This window comes from Pseudomonas sp. SJZ131, assembly GCF_007828705.1.
Taxonomy (GTDB): Bacteria; Pseudomonadota; Gammaproteobacteria; order Pseudomonadales; family Pseudomonadaceae; genus Aquipseudomonas; species Aquipseudomonas prosekii.
On the sequence record NZ_VIVC01000001.1, the window covers coordinates 454712 to 478205 of the forward strand.

A 23494-nucleotide genomic window follows, 5' to 3' on the forward strand; every position below is an offset into this window, starting at 1 on the left:
TTAGAGTGCGGGCATGTTAGGCGTTATGGCCGGTTTGGAAAAGCCAATGGGCGAAATCGTCGGACAAAAAAATGTGATCCAATTCAAATATAAGCGTGTCGCCAAGTGCTTAATGAACTCGGACACTTGCCATCCATTGGACAAAATTGCGCAACTGCGTCGAGAAGTCCTTGATCGACGTGGTCGGCGTTTTTGCCAATACCAGAAAGGATTCGATCTGCGTCTTCATCGAAGGAAAATGCCGGGCAAACTGCTCGGCATGCTCGTCCAGCGTGCGCGGCCAATTTCGGTCTTGATCAGATCGCAAGATATTGGTCGCGCGGATCAGTTTGCGCGCTGCTTCGCGTTGCCAAAGCGACTGTTCATTTATGTCGATCGTCTGCTCGATGCGATCGGCATAACGGTTCAACACCGCTTCGAAATCACCGTTGACCGCAACGGCTATGGCGCGCGAAGGTCTGAACGGTGCAAAGCGTTGACCCAGATCATTGCCCCAGATGCAGCGGCAGTGGTGTTTTAGCCAGTAGCCCCAACTGAACAAGTTATCCGCTGCGAGCACTTCTGCGCGATGGCCAATGTCGAAGTCAATCTTCACGACTTCGGGATGCCGGGCTGCCAGCGCTTTGCGTAGGGTCTCTATTTTTTCAAGGTCGGGCGAGGAGCCCTCGTGGCTAAGGACCAAGGTCACGTCCAGGTCTGAAACCCTTGGAACGGCTTCGCCTCTTGCGACACTTCCATACAGGTAAATGCTGTCCAGCAGCAGCGGCGCCTCAGCGACCAGCGTGCTGCACAGGTCGCACAGCAGCTCCTGGAAATCAGACTGAACGGGAGCGTCGGGTACCTCGAGGATGAAGCCGTTTGCATGTATACCGTGTTGCGTCATGAAATCCTCCTCACTTCGCGCGACCATCAACCCGCCGAACGCACAGACCCCATTCCCAGCCCTGCCGAGTAATCCGTGTGCGTATTCCCCAGCCGATCACGGAAGGCAAAATGGCTGATCACAACGCATAAACCCAGGCCCAGCATATCTGCGACGAAGTTCTGATACGCCGCGCTGAACGCAATGCCGTTCTCCAGAGGATCGACGTACATCTCGTTATATGCCGAGAGAAACAGCACGATGATCAAGCCGCCCCACGGGCTCCACGGCATGCCTGTTTGCAGCGTGCGGAAATTGTCGCGCAGCGATTGCTTGAACAATCTCGTCGGAAGGGTTACGTAACCGAGCAGCAACGCGGCGCAGAAGCCATAGAGGAAATGGCAGAAGTTGTAGCTCCAGACGATGATGTTGAAGGCGTTGAGCTGGATCAGCCAGAACGTTGCGAAGATCGCCAGGCAGAGCAAAAACGGTGTGTGGGTCGAGCGCGTGGTGAACAGCATTGAAGCTTCCTTGAAAGGGGATTGATCCTTGGGCGGCAATGCTACCGGACTCGCGTAGCGATCCGCGCGGTTTTATAAGCGCGGACTGACAGCCAACCCACCATCAGCGCTGCAATTGCCCCACCAACCACTCACTGAAACTGCGCGCGTTGTTTTCACTGTCGCGATGGGTCAGCAACGCCCAGTTCGGCCCGCGAATGGTTTGCTCGACCAAGGGTTGTAGCTGTCCATCTGCAAGCGCCTTGCGGCTCAATAACTGGCTGACCAAAGCGATTCCCAACCCGGCGCACGCCGCGTCCAGCAGCAAACCCGGATCGGAGAAATTCAAGCCCTGATCTTGCTGGCCGACATCGACGCCGGCCTCGACCGCCCAGTGGCTCCAGTCCATTTCCCGTTCACCGTGCAACGTTGTGCGCCGTTCGGCTGGCAGCGCCAACACGCTCGGGTGACACGCCGGATAGAGGCGGTCGGTGTGCAGCACTTTGAAGCTGCATTCGGCTTGCGAACTGATGTCGTCACGCACGGCGACGTCGATGGTTTGGGTGGTCATGTCCGGGACTTCGTCGGTGCTGTAGATCCACAGATCGACGTCGGGATGCTCACGACGAAAGTCCGCCAGGCGCGGCAGCAACCAGTGCCGGGCGAACGCGGGTGTGGTGTTGAGCACCAGTTGATTGGGTTTCTGGTATTGCCCGAGACGGCGGATGCCCACGGCCAATTGCTGCAGCAGCGCCTGCGTGGTGCTGAGCAAATCCTGCCCGGCGTCGGTCAGGCTGACGCTACGACCGCTGCGGAAAAACAGCGGCTGCTCGAGGTACGCCTCGAGGCTGCGGATCTGCTGACTGATCGCCGATTGGGTCAGGTGCAATTCGGCGGCAGCCTTGTGAAAACTGCCGAGGCGGGCGGCCGCTTCAAAGCCGCGAAGGGTGCTGAGTGGCGGCCAGTGCTTGAGCATATTGATAAGTTCCTCTAATCACTTTTCCACTAAATCCATCGTTTGTTCGCCCGGTTTTGCGGCCGTAGCATGCATGCCAAGACTTTCGAGACGGTTGTCATTGAACACAATGTCTTAACTAAAAGGAACGGGCCATGCAGCACAACGACAATAAAAACAGCGGTTGGACGATGCCGGCCGAGTGGGCGCGGCACGCGGCGACGTGGATGGTCTGGCCACACAATCAGGCACTTTGGGAATCTGGCTGGCGCGTGACGCTGCCGCGCGTGCAGGAAGATTTCGCCCGAGTGGCCAACGCGATTGCGCGTTTTGAACCGGTGAAAATGGTCGTCGATCCGTCGGCAGTCGCCAGTGCCAAAGCCTTGTGCGGGCCGAACATCGAATTGATCGAATTGCCGGTCAACGACAGTTGGTGCCGTGACTCCGGGCCAAGCTTTATCTGCCATGCGCAACAGGGGCTGGCCGGGGTGAGCTGGCGCTTCAACGCATGGGGCGGCAAGTCGGCGCACGATCTCGACGAAGGCCTGGCGCGCCGCGCGCTCAATCACCTCGGTTTGCCCTGCTTCGGCACACCATTGAGCAACGAGGGCGGCGCGATTCATGTCGATGGCGAGGGCACGCTGATCACCACTGAATCGGTGCTGCTTAATCCCAATCGCAATCCGGGCGTGAGCAAAGCTGAAATGGAGGACATCTTCAGCCGTTTGCTCGGCGTGACGAAGACCATTTGGCTGCCCGGCGACCCTGATTACGTAACCGGCGACATGACCGACGGCCACGTTGACGGCGTCTGCGCGTTCGCCCGTCCCGGGGTGTTGCTGATTGATGCGACCCACGACAAAAACTCCGTGTACGCCGAAGTCGCCCGGGAAAACCGTCGGGTGCTGGAGCTGGCCACTGATGCTCAGGGGCGCAAATTCGAGCTGATCGAACTGTTCGAAGCCAGCGATGCGGTGGACACCGAAGCCGAGGTGTTTTGCGCCTCGTACACCAACTTCTACATCGCCAATGGCGCGATCATCATGCCGGCCTATGGCATCCCCGCGGACGACGAAGCGGCAGCGGTGTTGGCCAAAACCTTCCCGGATCGCGAAGTGGTGCCGGTGCGCATCAACCACTTGGCGCATGGCGGCGGCGGGGTGCATTGCATCACGCAGCAGCAGCCGTTCTGGCCGTTGGAGGGTTGAGCGATGACGCTGTTAACCATTGCCACAACGCAGATGCCGTGCACTTGGGACTTGCCAAAAAACCTCGATCGCGCCGAACAATTGGTCCGTGAAGCGGCGGCGCAGGGCGCGCAAGTGATCCTGTTGCAGGAGCTGTTCGCCACGCCGTATTTCTGCATCGAGCAGAACCACAAACACCTGGCGCTGGCCGAGGAATTTCGCGACAGCCACGTGCTCAAGCGCTTCGCCGCGTTGGCCAGGGAATTGGGCGTGGTGCTGCCGCTGAGTTGGTACGAGAAGGCCGGCAACGCTTTTTTCAACTCCTTGAGCGTCGCCGATGCCGACGGCCGCCTGCTCGGCGTGTACCGCAAAACCCACATCCCGAATGCCATCGGTTATCAGGAGAAGGAATATTTCAGCCCCGGCGACACCGGTTTCCGCGTCTGGGACACCGCGTTCGGGCGCCTCGGTGTCGGCATCTGCTGGGATCAGTGGTTCCCCGAAACCGCGCGATGCCTGGCGTTGATGGGCGCCGAAGTGCTGCTGTTTCCCACCGCGATCGGCTCCGAGCCGGGCTGCGCCACCCTCGATTCCCGCGACCATTGGCAGATGACCATGCGCGGGCATGCGGCCGCGAACATCTTGCCGGTGGTCGCGGCCAATCGCGTTGGCCGTGAAGTGGCAACGACGGATTCGGCGCTGCAAATGGACTTTTACGGTTCGTCATTTATCTGCAACCACAAAGGCAAGTTGCTCGCCGAAGCCGACCGCGACAGCAGCGGCGTGCTGGTTCACAGCCTCGACCTCGGCGCCATTCGCGAAGAGCGTTTGAGCTGGGGCATCTACCGCGACCGCAGGCCCGACATGTACGGCGCACTGCTCAGCCAGGACGGCCGCCATCTCCATCAACGCTGGGCTGATCAAGGGGTTTGATATGCGTATTGCCAACCGATTTATGCTCGGCGTTTTGACCCTCGCCTGCGCGGTGTCGTCGCTGCACGCCGAAGAGAAAACCCTGCGGCTGTACAACTGGGCGGATTATTTTGCCGAGGACACGCTGGCCAGATTCACCGCCGAAACCGGGATCAAGGTGATCTACGACGTCATGGATGGCAGCGAAACCCTCGAAGCAAAAATGCTCGCCGGCGGCAGCGGCTATGACCTGATTTTCCCTGGCGACACCGTCGCCGAACGGCTGATGCGCGCCGGCAGTCTGCTGCCGCTGGACCCATCGAAACTCAGCGCCATGGCCGACATCGAGCCCGGTTTGCAGAAGCTGCGCGGGCATTACGAGTTCTCGACCAAGGCCACGGTGCCATATACCTGGGGCACGATCGGCCTGACGTACAACGCCGAGGCGATCAAGCAGCGGCTGGCGGACGCGCCGGTCAACAGCCTCGACATGCTCTTCACCCCGGAACTGGCCGCGCGGTTCGCCGATTGCGGGATTTCGATCATCGATTCGCCGGACGAAGTGCTGGCCGTGGTCCTCAATTACCTCGGCCGCGACCCGCGCAGTGGCAAGCGCGAAGACCTCGCGGCGGCGAGTGATTTGCTGATGAAAGTGCGGCCGTACATTCGCAAGTTTCAGTCGCAACCGGTCACCGATCTGGTCAACGGCAACCTGTGCCTGTCGCTCGGCTACAGCGGCGACATGACCCAGGCACAACGCACCTCGGACAGTGCCGGCAAAAGCACTTCGTTCCAGTACCGCGTGCCCCGCGAAGGCACCACGGTGTGGATGGACACGATGGCGATTCCGGTCGACGCCAAACACCCGGAATACGCTTACGCCTTCATCAATTTCGTCATGCGCCCGGCGAATATGGCTGCGATCAGCAACATCACCGGTTACCCGACTTCCAACGCCAAGGCCCGGCCGAGTGTCGATGCAGGCATGCGCAACAACCCGGATATCTACCTCGATGACGCCACCTACGCGCGGCTGATTCCGGGCAAGGACATCCCGCAAGCGGACATGCGCGCGCGGATGCGCACTTGGACCAAATTCAAGACAGCCACCGCCAAATAATCACGGCAGCTTTCTCAAGCCGCCATTTCCAAGCAACCATTTCCAAGCAATCATTTTGGCCACCACGGGAAACCACACATGTCGTCGCGTCGAGATTTCATCAAGCAAGCATCGCTGGTCGCCGGTCTGGGCGTAATCGCCTCGGCCGGTTTCAGCCTGACGCCGGGCGATGCGCAGGCGGCTGACGCAATTAATGGCGCAGGCAAGTGGCACATGCCCGACGAGGGCGACCAACAGCAGCGTGCGTTTATCGCTTTTGGCGCGCAGAAAGCCATTTGGGGTGATTTCACCGCGGACGTGCAAGCCGCGTTGGGCCTGCTGGCGCGGGCCATCGCGCGTTATCAAGCGGTGACCGTGTTCTGCCGTGAGCCCGAGCGTGATTTGGCGGAGAAACACTGCGGCACGGCCAACATCACCTACGTCACCTGCAAACTCGACGACATCTGGATGCGTGATATCGGCGCCAATTTTGTCGTCGACGGCGCGGGTGGGCTGCGCGCCGTGGACTTCAATTTCAACGGCTGGGGCAATAAACAGCAGCACGCGGAAGACGCGCGAGTGGCCGCGCTGGTCGCGAGCCATGCAGGCGCGCCGCATCTGCGCAGCAAACTGGTGGGCGAGGGCGGCGCCATCGAAGTGGATGGCCACGGCACCGGGATCATGACCGAAAGCAGTTGGATCAACAGCAATCGCAACCCGAACTGGAGCAAGGTTGAAGTCGAACAGGAACTGAAAACCCGCCTCGGTCTGCGCAAGATCATTTGGCTGCCGGGCATCAAGGGCAAAGACATCACTGACGCTCACGTCGATTTTTACGCGCGCTTCGTCAAGCCGGGCGTCGTGCTCGCCAACCTCGAAAACGACCCCGAGTCGTTCGATTACCCAGTCACGCGCGCTCACTTGGAGATTCTCAAAAACGCCACCGACGCCGATGGCCGCGCGCTGCAAGTGCACACCGTGTCGCCGCCGCGCCAGCCGCGCAAGACGCGCTTCAATCAAGACAACCCGGACTTTGCCGCGGGTTACATCAATTACTTCTTGGTCAACGGCGCGGTGATCGCGCCTGAATTCGGCGACAAAAACGCCGACACCAAAGCCCTGAAACTCCTCACCACGCTGTATCCGGGCCGGGAAGTGGTGCAGCTGAATATCGACGCGATCAGCGCTGGCGGCGGCGGGATTCACTGCATTACCAGCCATCAACCGAGGGTCTAGGGACAAGCGGCTGATTTAAAACGCATTTATTTGAAAAGAAGGCTTCCCTGTCGCGACGAAAGTTGTTACATTTCCGCGCGTTGTTACAGGGGCGTCGCCAAGCGGTAAGGCAGCAGGTTTTGATCCTGCCATGCGTTGGTTCGAATCCAGCCGCCCCTGCCATCTTCTGAAAAGGGGACAGATTTATTGTCCAGCTCGTGTCCAGCGGCTGAATAAATAAATCTGTCCCCTTTTTGCTTTCAGCGAAACCGCGCCGCATCGCGCATGGGCGGCATGCCGAACAGCCGCGCGTATTCGCGGCTGAATTGCGAAGCGCTTTCATAGCCCATGGTGAAAGCGATGGACGCCGCATCGCGAGGATCGAACAACAGCAACCAGCGCGCGCGGATCAGCCGCAGACGTTTCTGATACTGGATCGGCGTCATTCCGGTGATGATTTTGAAGTGCCGGTAAAACGCTGCGACGCTCATGTCGCACATCGCCGCCAATGGCTCGACGCGAAACGGTTCGGTGTAATGCTCGCCGATCCACTGGGTGGCGCGGCGGATCTGTTGCAGTCGGCCATCGGGCCGCGCAATCTCGCGCAACATCCCGCCAAGCGGCCCCTGCAACACCCGAAACAGAATCTCGCGTTCGATCATCGGCGCCAGCACCGCCGCTTCGTCGGGTCGGTCGAGCAGGCGCATCATGCGCAACCAGGCATCAATCAATTCATCCGAAGCGGGCAGCGCGGCAAAGCGCTTTGCCAGTGTTTGCTCGCGCACGTTGCCTTGGTCGGTGAGCAGCGTAGCGATCACGCACGGGTTCAGCGTCAGGCTGATCGCGAGGTAAGGCTGGTCCGGGCCGTCCGGGTAAATCTCGCCGGTCGCCGGCACATCCACCGGCACCACGAAATAGCTGCCGGGCCGGTATTGCAGCACCTGATCGCCAATCGACAACGTTTTCGACCCTTGCAACACCAGGTGCAGCATCGGCTGATAGACCTGATTTGCGCAGGCCTCGGCACGCACCATCGCCACGCGCGGCAGCCCGGTGTCGGTCCACTTGTCTTCGGCGCGCATGACGATGCGGCGCAGTTCATCCATTGCTCTGTTCATGCGACCGAACATGCAGCACGGCCGAGTGCAACGCAAGGCGCGTGAGAAGAATAGGCAAGCATCGGCGAATAACCGGCAACCGTCTGACCTGCAGTTGAGCGAATACTGGGGGCCACTCTTCACTCATCTGCAAAAGGTCAAAACATGAAACTCCAAGGGAAAATCGCTGTTGTCACCGGCGCCTCAAAAGGCATCGGCGCCGGGATCGCCAAGGCACTTGCCGCGCAGGGCGCCACTGTGGTGGTCAACTATGCGTCGAGCATAACCGACGCCGACGCGGTCATTGCGCAGATTCAGGCGCAGGGCGGCACAGCTATCGCCGTTCAGGCTGACATGAGCCACGCCGCCGACGTCGTGCGTTTGTTCGAAACCGTCAAAAGCCACTACGGCACGCTGGACATTCTGGTGAATAACGCCGGTGTCGCGGTGTTCCAGATGATCGACGACCTCACCGAAGAAGCCTTCCACAAACAATTCAACCTCAATGTGCTCGGCTATTTGCTGGCGGTTCGCGAAGCGCTGAAGTTGTTTGGCGACTCGGGCAGCGTGATCAATATCAGCTCGATCCTCAGCACCGATCCTTATCTGGCCTCCAGTGTCTATTCGGCGACCAAAGGCGCGGTCGACACCTTGACCTTCGCGTTGGCCCGAGAGCTTGGCCCGCGCGGGATTCGGGTCAATTCGATTCTGCCGGGGCACACCAATACTCCGGCCACCGACGGCAATTTCGCCGGTGAATTGGGCGAGAAACTGCTCGCGGGCACGCCGTTGGGACGCTTTGGCGAGCCGGAAGATATCGCGCCGCTGGCAGTTTTCCTCGCGTCTGCGGATTCGCATTGGGTCACCGGCGAATCGATCCGTGCGTCGGGTGGCGTGCGTGGCGTCGGTTACTAGGCGGTTACGGGTCTTTTAGAAACCACCTGGCAAAAGCACGAACAGGCAGGTTTGCGCCAGAAACCACGGCGCACGTGATCCGCTTCAAGCGTACGGTGGTGGCACTACTCAGTCAGCAGCAGTGAGGCCACCACATGCTTGATCATATTTTTCTGTCGGTCAGCGACGTTGCGCGTTCCATTCGTTTCTACAACGCCGCGCTAACGCCGTTGGGCATCACCGGACGCCTCGATTACGACGGCAAGGACGGCCCGCCGGGGCATCCGGACCTCAAGGGTTTCGGCGCCAATGGCCGGGTGTTTTTCTGGCTGCGCGAAGGCGTGGTCGAGGGCCGCGCGGTACACGTCGGGTTCGTCGCCAACAGCCGCGCCGAGGTCGAAGCCGCCTACGCCGCCGCCATCGAAAATGGCGCTGTCGACAACGGCGCACCGGGTGCGCGTCTGCACTACGACCCCAATTATTACGCGGCAAACGTGCTGGACCCGGACGGGTACAGCCTCGAATTCGTCTACAAAAACTGGCAGCACGTCTAATGAAAACCCTGATGATCTACGGCGCGACCGGCTACACCGGGCGCATGGCCGCCGAGCATGCGCAAGCAGCCGGTTTGGACTTGGTGATCGCCGGGCGCAACGCCGGGCAACTCGCCGCGCTCGCCGCACAACTCGACGTGGCTTATCGCGTATTTAATGCAGACGCTGCGACGGCGCAGAATCTCGCCGGCATCGACGTCTTGCTCAACTTCGCCGGACCTTTCGTGCACACCGCGCCGGGCTTGATCGATGCCTGCATCGCGGCGGGCGTCGATTACCTCGACATCACTGCCGAAATCAATGTCTACCGCTTGGCCGAGCGATTGGGCGCAAAAGCCGCCGAGGCTGGCGTGATGTTGCTGCCCGGCGTCGGTTGGGACGTGGTGCCGACCGATGGCCTGACCATGCACGTCGCCCAACGCGTGGAAAATCCGCAGTCGTTGCGCATTGCCCTGCAAGTCGCCGGTTCGATGTCGCGCGGCTCGGCGCTGAGCGTCGGCGAAATCATCGGCGCCGGCCTGTTGGCGCGGGTTGACGGCGCCATTGTTGCCACGCCAGACGCACAGCCGCAGTCCTTCGATTTTGGTGACGGCCCGGCACTCTGCGCGCCGCTGTCGTTCGGCGACTTGGTCACGGGCTGGCATTCCACCGGCATTCCAAACATTGCCATGTTCGTTCACTTGGGCGGCGATGCCTTCCCCGAAGGCGACCTGTCGCAACTGCCCGACGGCCCCAGCGCCGAGCAACGCGACGCCCATCGCGCTCGCGCCGTGGCCGAAGTCACTGGCGCCGATGGCTCGGTTGCGCGCTCGGTGATCGAGACGGTCAACGGCTACAGCTACACGCCGCTGGCGGCAGTGGCAGCGGCGCGCCGGGTACTCGATGGCGAACGCCAGACAGGCTTCGCGACGCCGGGCCAAGTGTTCGGCGCCGGGTTTGCCGAGACGATTGCTGGCACGAAGATTACTGATTTTTAACGCTATAAACAGTCAGCGCGGCAGGTTCATGCAGAACCCGGCTGCGCCTGCTGCGCAAACCACTGCATCACCACCGCACACGCCGGATGCAGCGCCGCCGACGGTTGCGGACACAACGCATAAACTCCGCGCGTCACCAGTGGCTGCCCAAACGGCACGACCAAAACCCCGCGATCCAGCGATTCCTGGGCCAGGGTCAAATCGGTCATCGCCACGCCCAATCCGCGCGCCGCTGCGTCCAGCGCCAATTCGTCGAGATTGAACGGAATGTGTCGGTAATCCTCCAGCGATTTGCCGCCGTTCGCCGCCAGCCAATCGATCCACGCTTGTTTGTCCGCCGAGCGGTGCAGCAGCGCAAAACCCACCAGCTCATCCATCGAATTCAGCGGACCGACGCCCGGCGCGCAGACCGGCACCAGCGCTTCCTCGAACAGGGTCAGGCTGGCGGGATCGGTCGACGGCTCGGGCAGGTAAAGAATGTAGGCGTCGCTGTCACTGGCCGGCTCGACGATCTCGGTGGCCACGGTTTCGATTGATAACGAAACGTCCGGGTGCCGCAAATAAAAGTCGCTGAGTTTGGGCAGCAACCAGCGCACCGCCAGTGAAACGTGCATGCGAATGCGGAACGGGCGTTTTTGCGGCGAGAGGCGGTCTTCGAGGGTTTTCAGTTGTTCGAGGATCGACCGGGCGCTGGCTAGAACCTGTTCGCCTTCAACGGTGAGCTGAATGCTGCGGCTGCTGCGCACAAACGGCGGCACGCCGAAATGGCTTTCCAGTTGCTGGATTTTTCGGCTGACCGCGCTCTGCGTCAGGCACAGCTGCTGCGCGGCTTGGGTGAAACTGCCGCAATCGGCAACCTCTACCAGCGCCTGAAGACCCTGAAGCGAGGGCACGTGACGAATCTTATCCATGCGTTTTTTGAATGCCAGAATGAATTTATAACGTTGGTTGGATCGCTTTCGGCCCGCTAGATTTCAGGCATGGCGGCGATGGTGCTCATGCGTGCAGAGCATAGAGCAGCGCGAATGACAGTCAACCGAGGTGACGCATGGAAAATGTATGTGGCTGGATCGCGCAGGCGGGCAATTCGCCGCTGAGTGGACGGCTGAGTGGTACACAAAAAGCCGATTGGCTGGTGATCGGCGCCGGCATTACCGGTTTGTGCGCAGCGCATTCGCTGGCCGAACTGCACCCGCAGGCGCGCATCGTGATTGTTGATCGGCAGCGTGCGGCGCAGGGCGCTTCGGCGCGTAATTCCGGGTTTGTGGTGGCGCACGAACATCCGAGCGTGGATGAATTGATCGGGCACCACGGCTTCGCTGGATACCAGACAGACACGGCGATTTCCCGCGCCGCCAGCCAGGAAGTGCGCCAGCGCATTGCCCGTCATGGCATCGAATGCGACTTGCGCGAGGCCGGTTATTTCTTTGCGGTCAGCGACCCGGCGAAGCTCACGCACATCGAGGAAAAACTCCAGACCCTGCACGCCGTCGGCGCTTCTGCGTATTTTCTTCAAGGTGAGCAGCTCAAGCAGCAACTCGGTACGGCGCACTATCAAGCGGCGATCTGGTGTGGCGGTAGCGATGGCAATGCCTTGCTGCAACCGGCGAAGTACGTGAAGGGTTTGCTCGATGCGTTGCCGCCGAACGTCACGCTTTACGAAAACACCGACATCAGCAGTTTGCAGCGCTTGAGCGGCGCACGCATTCGCGCGCAGGGCGTTGACGGCTGCGTCGAGGCCGGCCAAGTGCTGGTGTGCCTGAACGCGTTTATCCCGCGCGCCGGAATTGCCGACAGCAGCACTTTCCCGATGGAACTCAGCGCCAGCCTGACCCGGCCGTTGACCGAGGCGGAATTCGACGCCATTGGCCGCGTCGAGCCGTGGGGCGTGTTGTCGACGCGGCCGCTGGGCGCCACGGTGCGCTTGACGCCGGACCGGCGAGTGATGATCCGCAACACCGCCGAATATCGCTCGCGGGATCTGTCCACCGCTGAATTGTCAGTGCGCAGAAAACACCATGTGCTCGGGTTGCAGCGGCGTTTTCCGTTTTTGCAGGAGCAGGACATTCAGTACACCTGGACCGGCCATCTCAGCGCCTCGCGCTCCGGCCAGGCGTACTTCACTAAAGTCGAGGAGGGCGTGTTTGCCGTGGCCGGCTGCAACGGTTCCGGCGTGGCGCGCGGCACGTTATGGGGACGTTTGCTCGCGCAAATGTCCTCGGGCATCGACTCGCCACTGCTGGCCTCGGTGATGCAACGCGCCCAACCCGGCTGGCTGCCGCCTAAACCGCTGCTCGATATCGGTGCCATGCTGCGCATGCGCGTGGAGGCGGTCAGGGCCAAAACGGAAATCTGAATCGCGGTTCTCCTAAAACAAAATTACTAAGACCAGGTGATCAAACATGCGCGTTAATCCTGTTTCCCTCGCGGTTGTGCTTACGACGTTTTCGGCGGTCAGTTACGCCGACGAACAGGTGAATATTTCCAACTGGAGCGGTTACATCGCCGAAGATACTCTGCCCAGTTTCACCAAGGTCACCGGGATCAAGGCAACTTACGACATTCACGACAGCAACGAAGTACTCGAATCGAAGTTGATGACCGGCAGCACCGGGTATGACGTGGTCAGCCCGTCGAACCATTTCATGTCGCGGCTGATCAAGGCCGGGGCGATTCAGAAACTGGACAAAAGCCGACTACCGAACTGGCAGAACCTCGACCCGGCGCTGCTGAAAAAACTCGAAGTCAATGATCCGGGCAACCAGTACGGTTATCCCTACATGTGGGGCACGGCGGGCATTGGTTACAACGTCGAGAAGATCAAGGCAATCTTCGGCACTACCGACGTCACGCATTCCTGGAAGTTGTTTTTTGAAGAAGACAACATCAAGAAGTTGAGCCAGTGCGGCGTGGCGATTATCGATAATCCGACGCAGATTCTGCCGATCACCCTCAACTATTTGGGGCTGCCGCACCACAGTCACCAAGCGGCGGATTACGCCAAGGCTGAGCAGGCGCTGCAGAAGATTCGTCCTTACGTTCAATACTTCCACACCTCGAAGTACGTCAGCGACCTGGCCAACGGCAATATCTGCGCAGTGATCGGGTTTAACGGCGACATCGTGCAAGCGGCCGCCAGTGCCAAGGAAGCGAATAACGGCGTCAACATCGCTTATTCAATTCCTGACGGGGGCTCGACGTTATGGATGGACATGATGGTAATGCCCAAAAGTGCGCCGCATGAAAAGAATGGCTACGCCTACATGAACTATCTGCTCGAACCGAAAGTAATCGCCAACATCAGCAGCAGCGTGCATTACGCCAATGCCAACTTGGCGGCGGACCCATTTGTCAGCGCCGAAGTGAAACAGGACGCGGCGATCTATCCGCCGAAAAACGTCCTGGAGAAACTCTTCACCGTCGAAGACCTGCCGCCAAACATTGCGCGGCTGACTACGCGGTTGTGGAACAAGTTGAAAACCGGTACTTGATTTGACCTGAGACGTTAGCCGGAGAGCGGGATGACCAGCGATAGCCAGGTGTTCCAGCCTTCGGCGCGGTTCTTCGCGTCAAACTCGTAATAACCCTTGAGATTGGTGTACCAGAGGTCTTTGCCGACTTTGAAGAAGTGCCCGGCCTGCGGGCCGACGGCGCTGACTTTCGATTTGAAATCCCCTTGAGTGGCGCCGCTGCCACTGTCGCCGGTCATTTGGTGATAGAAGTAACCGACCACGCCCAAGTGCGTCTGACTGTTGATGAAGTGCGAGGCGCTCCAGTCCAGGTGCGCGTCGAGGCCATTCTTGTAGTGGGTGTCCGGGTTTTCCCAGTTATGAGTAATGCCGGCGACGGCGGAGAACTCCTTAGTTTTGTCGAAATAGGTGTAACCGCCGCCAGCATCCATCGAGGCGTGGCCCAGACCGATGTTCACCAGACGATCCGGGTCATACGCGCCGACCGGCAAGTTGCCCATGCTGTAGGCCATGAAATTGTGCACGCCGTAGTTCCACTTCAACGTGCCGAGCAAATAAACGTCGCTCGCGCCTTTCAAACTGTCGTCGGTGCCGCCGGAGAATGTGCGTCCGCGCGGACCGGTCAATGTCGCATCGACACTGGTCTCGGACCTGCCCACGGCGGCAACTACCGAAACGGCTGCCTGCGCGCCGAATAATGGTTCGGCGAACGTGTAAGTCGGACTGGCGAAGAGCAAATCAGCTTTGGCATCGACGCCCAAGGTAGTTCGCCCACCGCGAGCGAAAGCGGTATTTGAGCCCTCGCTGGCACTGACGTGGTAATAAATCAGCGGCAAACTCCAGCCGGGTTCAGTGGGCGCCGCCGCCAATGCGCCAAATTGTCCGGGCAGCCAGAAACTGATACCGCCGTCATCAGCCTGCGCAGTCATTAGAGGCAGTAAGGCGATCAGCCCCAGCAGGTTTTTTGTGGTGATCATCAGGGCCTCGTCCGCCAACTTCTTGTGAATATTCAGGATCCGCAGGCAAGTGTAGGCGAGGGTTGGGATTTGGCCTGGGTAAACAAGGCAATTTGCTGGCCCCCAAGAAGCCGTGCAGTCGCCAGAATCGCCGCACTTTCAGATGCTTAGGTGAAATTCAATTGCGCAAACTAGTGATCTCGCTGGCGGTGGCGGGCGTAGCCATGTCGATCGAATCAATGGCGGTCGAGGCCAAAGAGTTGAAGCCCAACGATCGGTATATGTGCAGTTGGGGCGCGGGGACGGCGGCACGGGCGCAGGAACTCAAGTTGCAGGGCGTCTCCTTATATGCGGCGCGGCAGAAGATCCAGAGCTACAAGTTCAGCAAGGCGTGGATGCGCATGATGGCCATGGGCATTACCGAACAGACTTACGACAGCCAGTCGCGCTTCAAGCCTGAAGCGATTCGCAAGAGTTTTTACGACGACTGCGTCCGCTACAAGTTGGCGCGCAAATGAAGTTTCGGTGCAGACGCGCGGCGTGCTGAAATAGCCGCTCGTTTTTGCAAGTCCATCGGATAGAGAGCCGCTACATGAATCACGCCGCTGTAATGACCTCCGCTCTGGTGCTGTGCGCCGCACTTTTCGGCACTCAGGCGCATGCCGCTGGCGATGCCGAAGCGGGCGGCAAGTTGTTCAGCCGCATGTGTGGGGGCTGTCATCAAGTGGGCGAATCGGCGCGCAACGGCTTCGGCCCACAACTTAGCGGCGTGATCGGGCGCACGGCGGGCAGCGTCGAAGGTTATCAATACTCGGAGGCGATGAAATCTTCCGGTGTGGTCTGGGACCGGGAAACTCTGGCCAGGTACATCGAAGACCCGAAAGCTGTGGTGTCCGGGACCCGAATGATCTTCTGGGGCATCAGCGACCCGGAAAAAATCGAAAACCTGCTGACGTACCTGCAGACTTTCCAGCCCTGAAGCCTTGAGTGAAATAAGGGTTCAGGGCGCGCAATGTGCCGTCTACCGGGCAGTCGTGAAATTCAATGAATCTTCCGAACTGGCGTGAATCGTAAGAATTAGAGCGGCACAAAGCCGCGATTCTTTTGGATTTGATACTGCCAGGTAAACCTATGACACTCCTTCAGACCCTTACAGGCACGCCAGTAGGTCATCCGGTGGTAGCCGACGCCAACCAGACCAAGGCCATTTACGAAGCCTTGATGCAGCCGAGCGAAAAACTGCGCCAGGTAGATGTGGTGGATTTTCTGCAACAGCAGTTGGCCCTCGCTGACCACGAAACCTGTGATGTGCCGGCCATGCCGGAACACCTTGAGGACTGGATCGGCCAAGGTGTCGGCAAAGTCGCCGAGCAATATGCCGCTTACTTGAAAGAACGCCATGCTGGCGCGCCGCGCAGATTCTTCGCCGGACGCAGTCATGCGATGTACTTCCTGCAGCATGTGGCCCCGACCAAACTGGTTGATGGCGCCTGGCTATATGGGATGTTGCCGCATTGGGCGGACTATCGTTTTCACGGCTTGATTCGCACTTACCTCGAAGAGCTGGGCGATGGTGATCCGGCGCTCAATCATGTGTCGCTGTATAAAAAGTTGGTTGCCGACGTTGATTGCGACCCCGGCTACACGCTGGAAGACGAGTATTACCTGCAAGGCGCGATTCAACTTGCGCTCGGCCAGCACGGCAGCGAATTCCTCCCTGAAGTCATCGGCTACAACCTCGGTTACGAACAACTGCCGCTGCACTTGTTGATCACTTCTTTCGAGCTGAATGAGCTGGGAATCGACCCGTATTACTTCAGCCTGCACGTGACAATTGATAACGCCAGCACCGGACATGCGCGCAAAGCGGCGCAGAGTGTGTTGTCGCTGATGCCGATGGGTGCAGAGCGCGACGACTTTTATCGTCGGGTGATTCAAGGCTACAAACTTAATGAGTTGGGGGTGTGTTCGACCTCGATCATCAAGTCGTTCGATCTCTATCAAGAAGTGGTGGCAATGCTGGAACGCAAGCGCACGTTCGGCCAGCACATGCATTCCGACTACTGCCGTCTCGAAGGCCTGACCATTAACGAGTGGCTGGCCAAACCCGAGCAGATCCCCGGTTTCCTTGATGCCTTGCTGAAGAAGGGCTGGATTCGCCGCCATGAAGACCCGGCCAACAGTCGCTTCTGGAAGTTGATCGATGGCGCCGGTGCGCCGATGTTCGGGGTGTTCTCGGAATACGAAAAACAGTTGTTGTGGGATTGGATTGCAGGTGAGCGCCTCATTGAGGAAAGCGCTGGCGTTACGTCCAATGCATTCCGCTTCCAGTTCCGCAGCAAGAGTGCCGCGCAACAGGAATTGCCGTCCTCGGTAGAGCAAATCGACCCGGACTTGCAGGGTTTGATCAGCGCGCTGAAACGCTGTGAGGCCGGCGAGAAAATGGCATTGCTCAAGGACTTCATGTGTCCCGCCATGCACGCCACACCAGCGGGGCTGTATGCCACGCGTGAGTTCGTCAAAGTGATGAGCGAGAACATCAAAGGACTGCACGCATGAGCGCCCAGGATCGAGCGCTAGTGCAAGATTCGACTGACGTGCGGACTTCGTTGTTGCAGTTGGGCCAGCTTTTAAAGAGCAGCGGCTATACGTTCGTGACGCCAACGCCATTAACCCATCAACGGGTTAACGAGCGCCCGGAGAATGCCCTCGGCGAAAACCTTCGAGACGCCTTTGGTTGGAACAGGTTCTTTGAATCCGGTTTGTTGAACCACGAAGAAGAGGGCGCGCTGATTGAAAGTGGCCTGCTGCAATACGACGGCTCGCGGCTGAAGAGTGCAGTCAGATGGTCGTCGCTGGACGGCTTGTTACTGGTGCATTCGGCATTCCCGACTACTGCGGAAGACTCGGTGTTTTTTGGTCCTGATACTTATCGATTTGCCCAGTCGATCCAGCGTCATCTCGCCAGCAATCAGCAGCCAATCAAACGTGCGGTAGATATCGGTTGCGGCACCGGCGCCGGGGCGTTGTTGATTGCCAAAGCCAATTCCCAGGCCGAAGTGCTGGCGGTGGACATCAATCCGAAAGCGCTGGGTTTCACCGAAGTGAATGCAGAACTTGCAGGGTTGAGCAATGTGCATTGCCACTCGAGCAATGTGCTCAACGATGTCGACGGCGAATTCGATCTGATTGTCGCCAATCCGCCTTACATGAAGGACGCGAAAAAACGCGCTTATCGCCATGGCGGTGATTCGCTTGGTGCAGACTTGTCCGTGCGCATTGTTCGCGAGTCGATCGAGCGCTTATCCGTTGGCGGTTCGTTGTTGCTGTACACCGGCGTCGCCATCGTCAACGGTGAAGATCCGTTTCTCGCCGCAATGCACGAGTGCCTGGATAACCAACCGCTCGATTGGAGTTACCGCGAACTTGACCCGGATGTGTTTGGCGAAGAATTGCTGGTGCCAGGTTATGAAGTTGTCGAGCGAATCGCCGCTGTGGAGTTGATCGTCACGCCACGCGGAAAACATTAATCATTGGTTTAGCGCTGTCAGGTGCAGTTCCTTTTTAGTGGATACCGTCATGAAATCTTTCAAGAACTTGCTGACCCGCGCTCAAGAACACCGACTTTGTGCGTTGGATGCGTGGCACCAGGCACTGGATAACTGTTCACTGCGCCGGGAATGCCCGGATGCTTATCATGAAGAGTTGCTGCGCCAGGCTGACGAAATGGATCGTCAGGGCATTGTTAACTGGGAAGAGTGGCGTGATTTGCGCGTAGAAGCGGATGCCGCTTACATGCGCGCCGTAGCGGGCGGCGATTATCACGATGTGGCCAATTCGGTTACTTCAATTTAACCCTGTCCGTTTGGCGCTATAGCCTGGGTTATTCGCGTTAGCCGGCCACGTTTCAGGCGCGTTAGAGTGGGCGCACTGTTCCCGGCGCCCGGATAAACCCTGATGACCCGTCCCCGTTTTTTACCCGATAACTTCACCCTTACGCTGATTGCCGTGGTGCTTCTGGCCAGTTTCCTGCCTGCCAGTGGTCAAGTTGCCGTCGGTTTTGGCTGGTTGACTAATATCGCCATTGCGCTGTTGTTCTTCCTGCATGGCGCGAAACTTTCACGGGAATCGATCATCGCCGGGGCAGGGCATTGGCGCCTGCATTTGCTGGTTTTCAGCCTCACTTTTATCCTGTTCCCGATCATCGGGTTCGCGCTGAAACCGCTGCTTTCGCCGCTGATCGGCAACGATCTGTACATGGGCATGCTCTATCTCTGCGCGCTGCCCGCGACGGTGCAATCGGCGATTGCCTTCACTTCACTGGCGCGCGGTAACGTCCCGGCGGCGATCTGCAGTGCGGCGGCATCAAGCCTGTTCGGGATCTTTCTCACGCCGTTGCTGGTGACTTTGCTGCTGGACGTGCACGGCGACGGCGGCTCGACTGTCGATGCCATCCTGAAAATCAGCGTGCAATTGTTGCTGCCATTCGTGGCCGGACAAATTGCCCGGCGCTGGGTCGGCGACTGGGTGGCGCGCAACAAGGGCTGGCTGAAATTCGTCGATCAGGGCTCGATCCTGCTGGTGGTCTACGGTGCGTTTAGCGAGGCGGTGAACGAAGGCATCTGGCATCAGATTCCGCTGTGGCAACTCGCCGGGCTGGTGCTGGTGTGCTGCATCGTGCTGGCGCTGGTGCTGTTGGCATCGACCCTGCTGGGCAAGGTCTTCGGTTTCAATCAGGAAGATCGCATCACCATCCTGTTCTGCGGCTCGAAGAAAAGCCTCGCGACCGGCGTGCCGATGGCGCAAGTGCTGTTCGCTGGCAGCACGCTGGGCGTGTTGATTCTGCCACTGATGTTGTTTCACCAAATTCAGCTGATGGTCTGCGCGGTGCTGGCGCAGCGTTACGCCAATCGCCAAGAGTCGGTGGCGGAAATGATGGGGCAGGTGGATCCGTGATGGCGCTGTAAATTTTCTGGTTGATGCATCAGGCTCCAGCAACTTGCACGGTTGCTACTGCCGACAGATCCGGCTTGACCGACGCTGCCGCAATATCCCAGGTCAGCAGGATTTGCGTAACGGCCGCGTCGATGACTTCATGCGCCACATTGTCCCGGGCGAGAATCGAAATGCCCTGCAAGAAGCTGTCAAACACCGTTGCCATCACCGGCGCGTGGACAGTGGCGGGCAGATCACCGGCAGCGATCCCGCGCTCGACGCACGATTGCAGGCCTGCACGAGTGCGCTCGCGGGACCGCGTCAGGGCGTCAGTGACTCGCGCGTTTTCCGGGCTCGGCGCGCTCATGACGCCGAGAGCGACCATGCAGCCCTTCGGATGCCCATCCTCACATTGCATGCGCGCAGACTGGCGCAACGCGCGTTCGATTGCCTGCCGAGGTTCGAGGCTTTCGTCCCACAAACATTGCGTGACCTGGGCGAAGGTCGTCAGATAACGCTGCACGCACTCGGCAAACAATGCCTCTTTGGAGCCGAACGCCGCATAAAAACTCGGCGCCGAAATGCCGCCACCCAGCCCGGCTTTCAACTGAGCGAGGGACGTCGCGTCATAACCATGCTGCCAGAACAGGTGCAAAGCCTGCTCCACGGCTTGATCGCGGTCAAAATTGCGGGGGCGACCCATCTGCGCCATGTCCTGACTCCTGAGAAAGTTGAGATAAATACTAGTCGATACATAAGTCGTTGACAACGAGCGACGTCTGCCCGCAACATTTATATCGATCAGTATTTAAGTCTGAAAACTCTAATCAGGAGCATCCCTTGACCGCCTCGATAACGATATCCGCAACGCCCGACCGGCTACCCATCGGCGCTTTGCTCGCGTTGGCCATGACCGGTTTCATCTGCATCGTCACCGAAACCTTGCCCGCCGGCCTCTTGCCGCTGATCAGCGAAGGCCTGGCGATCTCGCCCTCGATGGCCGGGCAAATGGTCACCGCTTATGCGTTGGGATCGGTGGTAGCGGTCATTCCGATGACCATCGCCACACGCGGATGGCGCCGCCGCAACGTGTTAATGCTGACCATCGTCGGTTTCCTGATCTTCAATTCGATCACCGCGTTGTCGTCCCATTACGGCGTGACGCTGGTGGCGCGCTTTTTCGCCGGTGTCGCAGCGGGCTTGGCGTGGAGCCTGTTGGCCGGTTACGCACGGCGGATGGTTGCGCCCGAACAGCAGGGCAAAGCGCTGGCGCTGGCGATGGTCGGAACGCCGATTGCGCTGTCGCTGGGCGTGCCGCTGGGTACTTGGCTGGGCGGGCTCGTCGGTTGGCGTACGACGTTCGGAATGATGTCCGGATTGACCTTGGTGTTGATCGCCTGGGTGTTGCTGAAAGTCCCGGATTACCCGCCGCAAGCCGCGCATCAGCGCCGCTCGCTGCGCGCCGTGCTGACCACGCCGGGCGTGCGGCCGGTACTGGCCGTGGTGATCAGCTGGATGTTGGCGCACAACATTCTGTACACCTTCATCGCACCGTTCGTGACTCCGGCAGGTTTGGGCAGCCAGGTGGATCGGGTGTTACTGGTGTTTGGCGTTGCGGCGCTGGCAGGCATTTGGCTGACCGCGAAACGCGTCGAGCTGTCGCTGCGTACAACCGTGCTGGCGAGCCTGGCCGCACTCGCGGCGGTATGTCTGGCGTTTGCTTTGGCCGGCAGCGGGCCGCTGGTGATCTATGTTGGCGTGGCAGTGTGGGGGCTGAGTTTCGGCGGCGCGGCGACGTTGCTGCAAACGGCATTGGCCGACGCTGCAGGTGACGGCGCGGATGTCGCGTTGTCGTTGAATGTGGTGGCGTGGAACAGCGCAATCGCAGGTAGCGGCGTGGTCGGCGGCGTGATGCTGGACAAGTGGGGCGCAGGTTCTTTTCCGTGGACGATGTTGCTGCTGACTGGGTTGGCGTTTGCGATTGTCTGGTGCGCGCGAGCACATGGCTTTCGGCCGGGTCCACGTGCATCGAGTAATGCCAAACAGCCGCTGGGTTGAACTATAAACTGACCGACAAGTCAGGATAATCAGCTGCATTCCTTACACATCGAGGATCAACCATGCATACCTTCACCCTGGAATACCTGTTTAACGGCGAGCCGCGCACCCAGGCTTTTGAGTTCAAGGAGTCGCAGTTGTCTGTGCATGACGCGGCGATGCACTTGCTGCAACTGCATTTCGGTGACAGCGAAAACAGCCTGATCATGCCGACTGCCGACGCGACACCGGAAGAGATTCTGGCCCAGGCCGAGTTGGTCGGAATCACCCGCATACGGGTTGTCGACTAACCGCAGGAACGGCACTGATCAATCGCCCCATCTGGCGACGTGGGGCGATTGCCTGTTAGCTTAGCCGGCTAAAACAAGAAATCAGGAGTCATCGATGCATCCGATTCGTCTTGGTCTGGTGGGTTACGGCAAGATTGCCCAGGATCAACACGTGCCCGCCATCCATGCCAACCCGGCGTTTCAGTTGGTGGCTGTCGCAACGCAAGGGCAGCCGTGCGCCGGGGTAGAGAATTTTCAGTCCCTGAGCGAGTTGCTGGAGAAAGGTCCGCAGGTCGATGCGATTGCCTTTTGCACGCCGCCGCAAGGGCGATTCGCCTTGGTCCAACAAGCGCTGGCCGCCGGCAAACATGTGCTGGTAGAAAAGCCGCCCTGCGCCACTTTGGGTGAGGCCATGGCGCTGGTCGATCAGGTTGCAGCGCAGGGCGTCAGCGGCTTGTTCGCCTGGCATTCGCGTTACGCGCCGGGCATCGAGGCTGCGCGGGACTGGCTCGCGTCGCGCACTTTGCAAAGCGTGCAAATCGACTGGAAAGAAGACGTGCGCAAGTGGCACCCCGGCCAGACCTGGATCTGGCAACCGGGTGGTCTGGGCGTGTTCGATCCGGGCATCAATGCCTTGTCGATCGCCACGCATTTGCTGGCGCTGCCGCTGTTCGTCGAGTCCGCCGAATTGCGCGTGCCGAGCAACTGCCAGTCGCCGATTGCCGCATCGATCAAAATGTCCGACGCGCGCCAACTGGAGGTCCGCGCGGAATTCGATTTCGACCACGGTCACGACGAACTCTGGAGCATCGAAATCCGCTGCACCGAAGGCGTTCTGCGCCTGGACAACGGCGGTGCGTTGTTGAGCATCGACGGCGTACGCCAAGCGGTGTCGGAGGAGGGCGAATACGCGGCGGTGTACCGGCATTTCCAACAGCTGATCAGCGACCAGGCCAGCGACCTCGATGTGCAACCATTGCGCCTGGTGGCGGACAGCTTTTTCGTCGGCAGTCGTGCGGCGGTTGAGCCGTTTTACGATTGATTTGAGCGTCAGGCCTCGGAGTCGAGCAAGTGCACCAGGCGCGGTTCAATGAGGTCTTTGCCAATGTCCATCAACTTGCCAATGTCCATCAACACCAACGTCACCGGCAATTTGAAGCGTCGCGGGCCAGCGCTTCCGGGGTTGATGTAGAGGCGTTCACCGCGCCACTCGATGCAGGGTTTGTGCGAGTGGCCGGTGATCACCAGTCGCGTGTCCGGCGCAAGATTGGCCGGGACGTCGGCGATGTCATGCACCAGCAAGGTCTGCCAGCCGTGCAGATCAAGCGTCAGCACGTCAGGAATGTCTGCCGCCCACGCCGATTTCAAATCGTTGTTGCCGCGCACCACGTGCACGGGGGCGATGGCGACGAGTTGCGCGAGAATCTCGGCATTGCCGATATCACCGGCGTGGATGATCTGCTCGCAATCTTGCAGCGCGGCAATCGCCTGCGGCCGGAGCAGATTGTGCGTGTCGGAAATGATCGCGATTTTCATCAGATGCGCAATACCTCG

The 23494-nt window shown here is 59.5% G+C and carries 26 protein-coding genes and 1 tRNA gene; 19 read left to right on the top strand and 8 right to left on the bottom strand.

Annotated features, from left to right (window positions below):
• Positions 1-109: 109 nt before the first annotated feature.
• The 3 genes from FBY12_RS01865 to FBY12_RS01875 form a co-directional block, all read right to left on the bottom strand.
• A complete protein-coding gene (locus FBY12_RS01865) occupies positions 110-883 on the bottom strand; it encodes a nucleotidyltransferase domain-containing protein (RefSeq protein ID WP_145250537.1) in 774 nt (257 codons plus the stop codon).
• Positions 884-909: 26 nt separating this feature from the next.
• A complete protein-coding gene (locus FBY12_RS01870; protein ID WP_145250540.1) occupies positions 910-1383 on the bottom strand; it encodes a hypothetical protein in 474 nt (157 codons plus the stop codon).
• Between the two features lie 103 nt (positions 1384-1486).
• The gene (locus FBY12_RS01875) at positions 1487-2338 is read right to left on the bottom strand and encodes a LysR substrate-binding domain-containing protein (protein ID WP_145250543.1); all 852 of its coding nucleotides are present in this window, start codon (positions 2336-2338) and stop codon (positions 1487-1489) included.
• Positions 2339-2472: 134 nt separating this feature from the next.
• Between FBY12_RS01875 and FBY12_RS01880 the strand changes: the two genes are divergently transcribed.
• The 5 genes from FBY12_RS01880 to FBY12_RS01900 all read left to right on the top strand — a co-directional run bounded on the left by FBY12_RS01880 (position 2473) and on the right by FBY12_RS01900 (position 6913).
• Positions 2473-3525 carry an agmatine/peptidylarginine deiminase gene (locus tag FBY12_RS01880; protein WP_145250546.1) on the top strand — a complete coding sequence of 351 codons (1053 nt, stop codon included), beginning with the start codon at positions 2473-2475 and terminating at the stop codon, positions 3523-3525.
• A 3-nt stretch (positions 3526-3528) separates the two neighbouring features.
• Complete coding sequence (gene aguB, locus FBY12_RS01885; protein ID WP_145250549.1) at positions 3529-4437, top strand: N-carbamoylputrescine amidase; 909 nt, start codon at positions 3529-3531, stop codon at positions 4435-4437.
• A 1-nt stretch (position 4438) separates the two neighbouring features.
• Positions 4439-5536: an extracellular solute-binding protein gene (locus FBY12_RS01890; protein WP_145250552.1), complete on the top strand. Its 1098-nt coding sequence runs from the start codon at positions 4439-4441 to the stop codon at positions 5534-5536.
• A 78-nt stretch (positions 5537-5614) separates the two neighbouring features.
• Positions 5615-6751, top strand: a complete 1137-nt coding sequence (locus FBY12_RS01895) for an agmatine/peptidylarginine deiminase (RefSeq protein WP_145250556.1) — start codon at positions 5615-5617, stop codon at positions 6749-6751.
• Positions 6752-6838: 87 nt separating this feature from the next.
• Positions 6839-6913 (top strand) — tRNA-Gln (locus tag FBY12_RS01900).
• A gap of 77 nt (positions 6914-6990) precedes the next feature.
• Here the strand turns inward: FBY12_RS01900 and FBY12_RS01905 are convergent.
• Positions 6991-7836, bottom strand: coding sequence for an AraC family transcriptional regulator (locus tag FBY12_RS01905; RefSeq protein WP_178111708.1), 846 nt, complete (start codon positions 7834-7836; stop codon positions 6991-6993).
• A gap of 156 nt (positions 7837-7992) precedes the next feature.
• Here FBY12_RS01905 and FBY12_RS01910 point away from each other — a divergent pair, with 156 nt between their 5' ends.
• The 3 genes from FBY12_RS01910 (at position 7993) to FBY12_RS01920 (ending at position 10252) form a co-directional block, all read left to right on the top strand.
• Positions 7993-8742 (top strand): SDR family NAD(P)-dependent oxidoreductase, encoded by a 750-nt coding sequence (locus tag FBY12_RS01910; RefSeq protein WP_145250562.1) that lies wholly within the window; start codon positions 7993-7995, stop codon positions 8740-8742.
• A gap of 134 nt (positions 8743-8876) precedes the next feature.
• Positions 8877-9275: a VOC family protein gene (locus FBY12_RS01915; RefSeq protein ID WP_121734175.1), complete on the top strand. Its 399-nt coding sequence runs from the start codon at positions 8877-8879 to the stop codon at positions 9273-9275.
• Positions 9275-10252 carry a trans-acting enoyl reductase family protein gene (locus FBY12_RS01920; RefSeq protein WP_145250565.1) on the top strand — a complete coding sequence of 326 codons (978 nt, stop codon included), beginning with the start codon at positions 9275-9277 and terminating at the stop codon, positions 10250-10252. The genes FBY12_RS01915 and FBY12_RS01920 overlap by 1 nt, the downstream gene beginning before the upstream one ends.
• Positions 10253-10278: 26 nt before the next feature.
• Here FBY12_RS01920 and FBY12_RS01925 read toward each other — a convergent pair whose 3' ends face one another.
• Entirely contained in the window at positions 10279-11163 is an 885-nt protein-coding gene (locus FBY12_RS01925) for a LysR substrate-binding domain-containing protein (RefSeq protein ID WP_145250568.1), read from the bottom strand.
• 137 nt (positions 11164-11300) lie between these two features.
• On the opposite strand from FBY12_RS01925, the gene FBY12_RS01930 reads away from it, so the two are divergent.
• Positions 11301-12608, top strand: coding sequence for an FAD-binding oxidoreductase (locus tag FBY12_RS01930; protein ID WP_145250573.1), 1308 nt, complete (start codon positions 11301-11303; stop codon positions 12606-12608).
• A 46-nt stretch (positions 12609-12654) separates the two neighbouring features.
• Positions 12655-13743: a polyamine ABC transporter substrate-binding protein gene (locus tag FBY12_RS01935; RefSeq protein ID WP_145250576.1), complete on the top strand. Its 1089-nt coding sequence runs from the start codon at positions 12655-12657 to the stop codon at positions 13741-13743.
• 14 nt (positions 13744-13757) lie between these two features.
• Here FBY12_RS01935 and FBY12_RS01940 read toward each other — a convergent pair whose 3' ends face one another.
• Entirely contained in the window at positions 13758-14699 is a 942-nt protein-coding gene (locus FBY12_RS01940; protein ID WP_145250579.1) for a transporter, read from the bottom strand.
• Positions 14700-14902: 203 nt separating this feature from the next.
• Between FBY12_RS01940 and FBY12_RS01945 the strand changes: the two genes are divergently transcribed.
• The 6 genes from FBY12_RS01945 (at position 14903) to FBY12_RS01970 (ending at position 19634) form a co-directional block, all read left to right on the top strand.
• Positions 14903-15196, top strand: coding sequence for a hypothetical protein (locus FBY12_RS01945; RefSeq protein ID WP_121734204.1), 294 nt, complete (start codon positions 14903-14905; stop codon positions 15194-15196).
• Between the two features lie 74 nt (positions 15197-15270).
• Entirely contained in the window at positions 15271-15657 is a 387-nt protein-coding gene (locus FBY12_RS01950; RefSeq protein WP_145250582.1) for a cytochrome c family protein, read from the top strand.
• A gap of 152 nt (positions 15658-15809) precedes the next feature.
• Complete coding sequence (locus FBY12_RS01955) at positions 15810-17237, top strand: iron-containing redox enzyme family protein (protein ID WP_145250585.1); 1428 nt, start codon at positions 15810-15812, stop codon at positions 17235-17237.
• Positions 17234-18208, top strand: coding sequence for a class I SAM-dependent methyltransferase (locus FBY12_RS01960; protein ID WP_145250590.1), 975 nt, complete (start codon positions 17234-17236; stop codon positions 18206-18208). Before FBY12_RS01955 ends, FBY12_RS01960 begins: the two co-directional genes overlap by 4 nt.
• 49 nt (positions 18209-18257) lie before the next feature.
• A complete protein-coding gene (locus FBY12_RS01965; RefSeq protein WP_145250593.1) occupies positions 18258-18533 on the top strand; it encodes a hypothetical protein in 276 nt (91 codons plus the stop codon).
• Between the two features lie 102 nt (positions 18534-18635).
• Positions 18636-19634, top strand: coding sequence for a bile acid:sodium symporter family protein (locus FBY12_RS01970; RefSeq protein ID WP_145250594.1), 999 nt, complete (start codon positions 18636-18638; stop codon positions 19632-19634).
• Positions 19635-19662: 28 nt separating this feature from the next.
• Here FBY12_RS01970 and FBY12_RS01975 read toward each other — a convergent pair whose 3' ends face one another.
• A complete protein-coding gene (locus tag FBY12_RS01975; protein WP_145250597.1) occupies positions 19663-20325 on the bottom strand; it encodes a TetR/AcrR family transcriptional regulator in 663 nt (220 codons plus the stop codon).
• Positions 20326-20453: 128 nt separating this feature from the next.
• Between FBY12_RS01975 and FBY12_RS01980 the strand changes: the two genes are divergently transcribed.
• From FBY12_RS01980 to FBY12_RS01990, 3 genes are all read left to right on the top strand, one after another.
• The gene (locus FBY12_RS01980) at positions 20454-21671 is read left to right on the top strand and encodes an MFS transporter (protein WP_145250600.1); all 1218 of its coding nucleotides are present in this window, start codon (positions 20454-20456) and stop codon (positions 21669-21671) included.
• A 62-nt stretch (positions 21672-21733) separates the two neighbouring features.
• Positions 21734-21961, top strand: a complete 228-nt coding sequence (locus tag FBY12_RS01985; RefSeq protein ID WP_121734188.1) for a hypothetical protein — start codon at positions 21734-21736, stop codon at positions 21959-21961.
• Positions 21962-22055: 94 nt separating this feature from the next.
• Positions 22056-22982, top strand: coding sequence for a Gfo/Idh/MocA family protein (locus tag FBY12_RS01990; RefSeq protein WP_145250602.1), 927 nt, complete (start codon positions 22056-22058; stop codon positions 22980-22982).
• Between the two features lie 8 nt (positions 22983-22990).
• Here the strand turns inward: FBY12_RS01990 and FBY12_RS01995 are convergent, their stop codons facing one another.
• Positions 22991-23476, bottom strand: a complete 486-nt coding sequence (locus FBY12_RS01995; RefSeq protein WP_145250605.1) for a metallophosphoesterase family protein — start codon at positions 23474-23476, stop codon at positions 22991-22993.
• Between the last annotated feature and the right edge of the window lie 18 nt (positions 23477-23494).

Bases quoted from the DNA above. Each gene is read 5' to 3' on its own strand.
- FBY12_RS01945 (WP_121734204.1), top strand. From the start codon at position 14,903: ATGTCGATCGAATCAATGGCGGTCGAGGCCAAAGAGTTGAAGCCCAAC.
- FBY12_RS01905 (WP_178111708.1), bottom strand. From the start codon at position 7,836: ATGGATGAACTGCGCCGCATCGTCATGCGCGCCGAAGACAAGTGGACC.
- FBY12_RS01895 (WP_145250556.1), top strand. From the start codon at position 5,615: ATGTCGTCGCGTCGAGATTTCATCAAGCAAGCATCGCTGGTCGCCGGT.
- FBY12_RS01865 (WP_145250537.1), bottom strand. From the start codon at position 883: ATGACGCAACACGGTATACATGCAAACGGCTTCATCCTCGAGGTACCC.
- FBY12_RS01880 (WP_145250546.1), top strand. From the start codon at position 2,473: ATGCAGCACAACGACAATAAAAACAGCGGTTGGACGATGCCGGCCGAG.
- FBY12_RS01920 (WP_145250565.1), top strand. From the start codon at position 9,275: ATGAAAACCCTGATGATCTACGGCGCGACCGGCTACACCGGGCGCATG.
- FBY12_RS01875 (WP_145250543.1), bottom strand. From the start codon at position 2,338: ATGCTCAAGCACTGGCCGCCACTCAGCACCCTTCGCGGCTTTGAAGCG.
- FBY12_RS01975 (WP_145250597.1), bottom strand. From the start codon at position 20,325: ATGGCGCAGATGGGTCGCCCCCGCAATTTTGACCGCGATCAAGCCGTG.
- FBY12_RS01950 (WP_145250582.1), top strand. From the start codon at position 15,271: ATGAATCACGCCGCTGTAATGACCTCCGCTCTGGTGCTGTGCGCCGCA.
- FBY12_RS01935 (WP_145250576.1), top strand. From the start codon at position 12,655: ATGCGCGTTAATCCTGTTTCCCTCGCGGTTGTGCTTACGACGTTTTCG.
- FBY12_RS01955 (WP_145250585.1), top strand. From the start codon at position 15,810: ATGACACTCCTTCAGACCCTTACAGGCACGCCAGTAGGTCATCCGGTG.
- FBY12_RS01985 (WP_121734188.1), top strand. From the start codon at position 21,734: ATGCATACCTTCACCCTGGAATACCTGTTTAACGGCGAGCCGCGCACC.
- FBY12_RS01910 (WP_145250562.1), top strand. From the start codon at position 7,993: ATGAAACTCCAAGGGAAAATCGCTGTTGTCACCGGCGCCTCAAAAGGC.
- FBY12_RS01915 (WP_121734175.1), top strand. From the start codon at position 8,877: ATGCTTGATCATATTTTTCTGTCGGTCAGCGACGTTGCGCGTTCCATT.
- FBY12_RS01940 (WP_145250579.1), bottom strand. From the start codon at position 14,699: ATGATCACCACAAAAAACCTGCTGGGGCTGATCGCCTTACTGCCTCTA.
- FBY12_RS01870 (WP_145250540.1), bottom strand. From the start codon at position 1,383: ATGCTGTTCACCACGCGCTCGACCCACACACCGTTTTTGCTCTGCCTG.
- FBY12_RS01890 (WP_145250552.1), top strand. From the start codon at position 4,439: ATGCGTATTGCCAACCGATTTATGCTCGGCGTTTTGACCCTCGCCTGC.
- FBY12_RS01970 (WP_145250594.1), top strand. From the start codon at position 18,636: ATGACCCGTCCCCGTTTTTTACCCGATAACTTCACCCTTACGCTGATT.
- FBY12_RS01995 (WP_145250605.1), bottom strand. From the start codon at position 23,476: ATGAAAATCGCGATCATTTCCGACACGCACAATCTGCTCCGGCCGCAG.
- aguB (WP_145250549.1), top strand. From the start codon at position 3,529: ATGACGCTGTTAACCATTGCCACAACGCAGATGCCGTGCACTTGGGAC.
- FBY12_RS01990 (WP_145250602.1), top strand. From the start codon at position 22,056: ATGCATCCGATTCGTCTTGGTCTGGTGGGTTACGGCAAGATTGCCCAG.
- FBY12_RS01965 (WP_145250593.1), top strand. From the start codon at position 18,258: ATGAAATCTTTCAAGAACTTGCTGACCCGCGCTCAAGAACACCGACTT.
- FBY12_RS01930 (WP_145250573.1), top strand. From the start codon at position 11,301: ATGGAAAATGTATGTGGCTGGATCGCGCAGGCGGGCAATTCGCCGCTG.
- FBY12_RS01925 (WP_145250568.1), bottom strand. From the start codon at position 11,163: ATGGATAAGATTCGTCACGTGCCCTCGCTTCAGGGTCTTCAGGCGCTG.
- FBY12_RS01960 (WP_145250590.1), top strand. From the start codon at position 17,234: ATGAGCGCCCAGGATCGAGCGCTAGTGCAAGATTCGACTGACGTGCGG.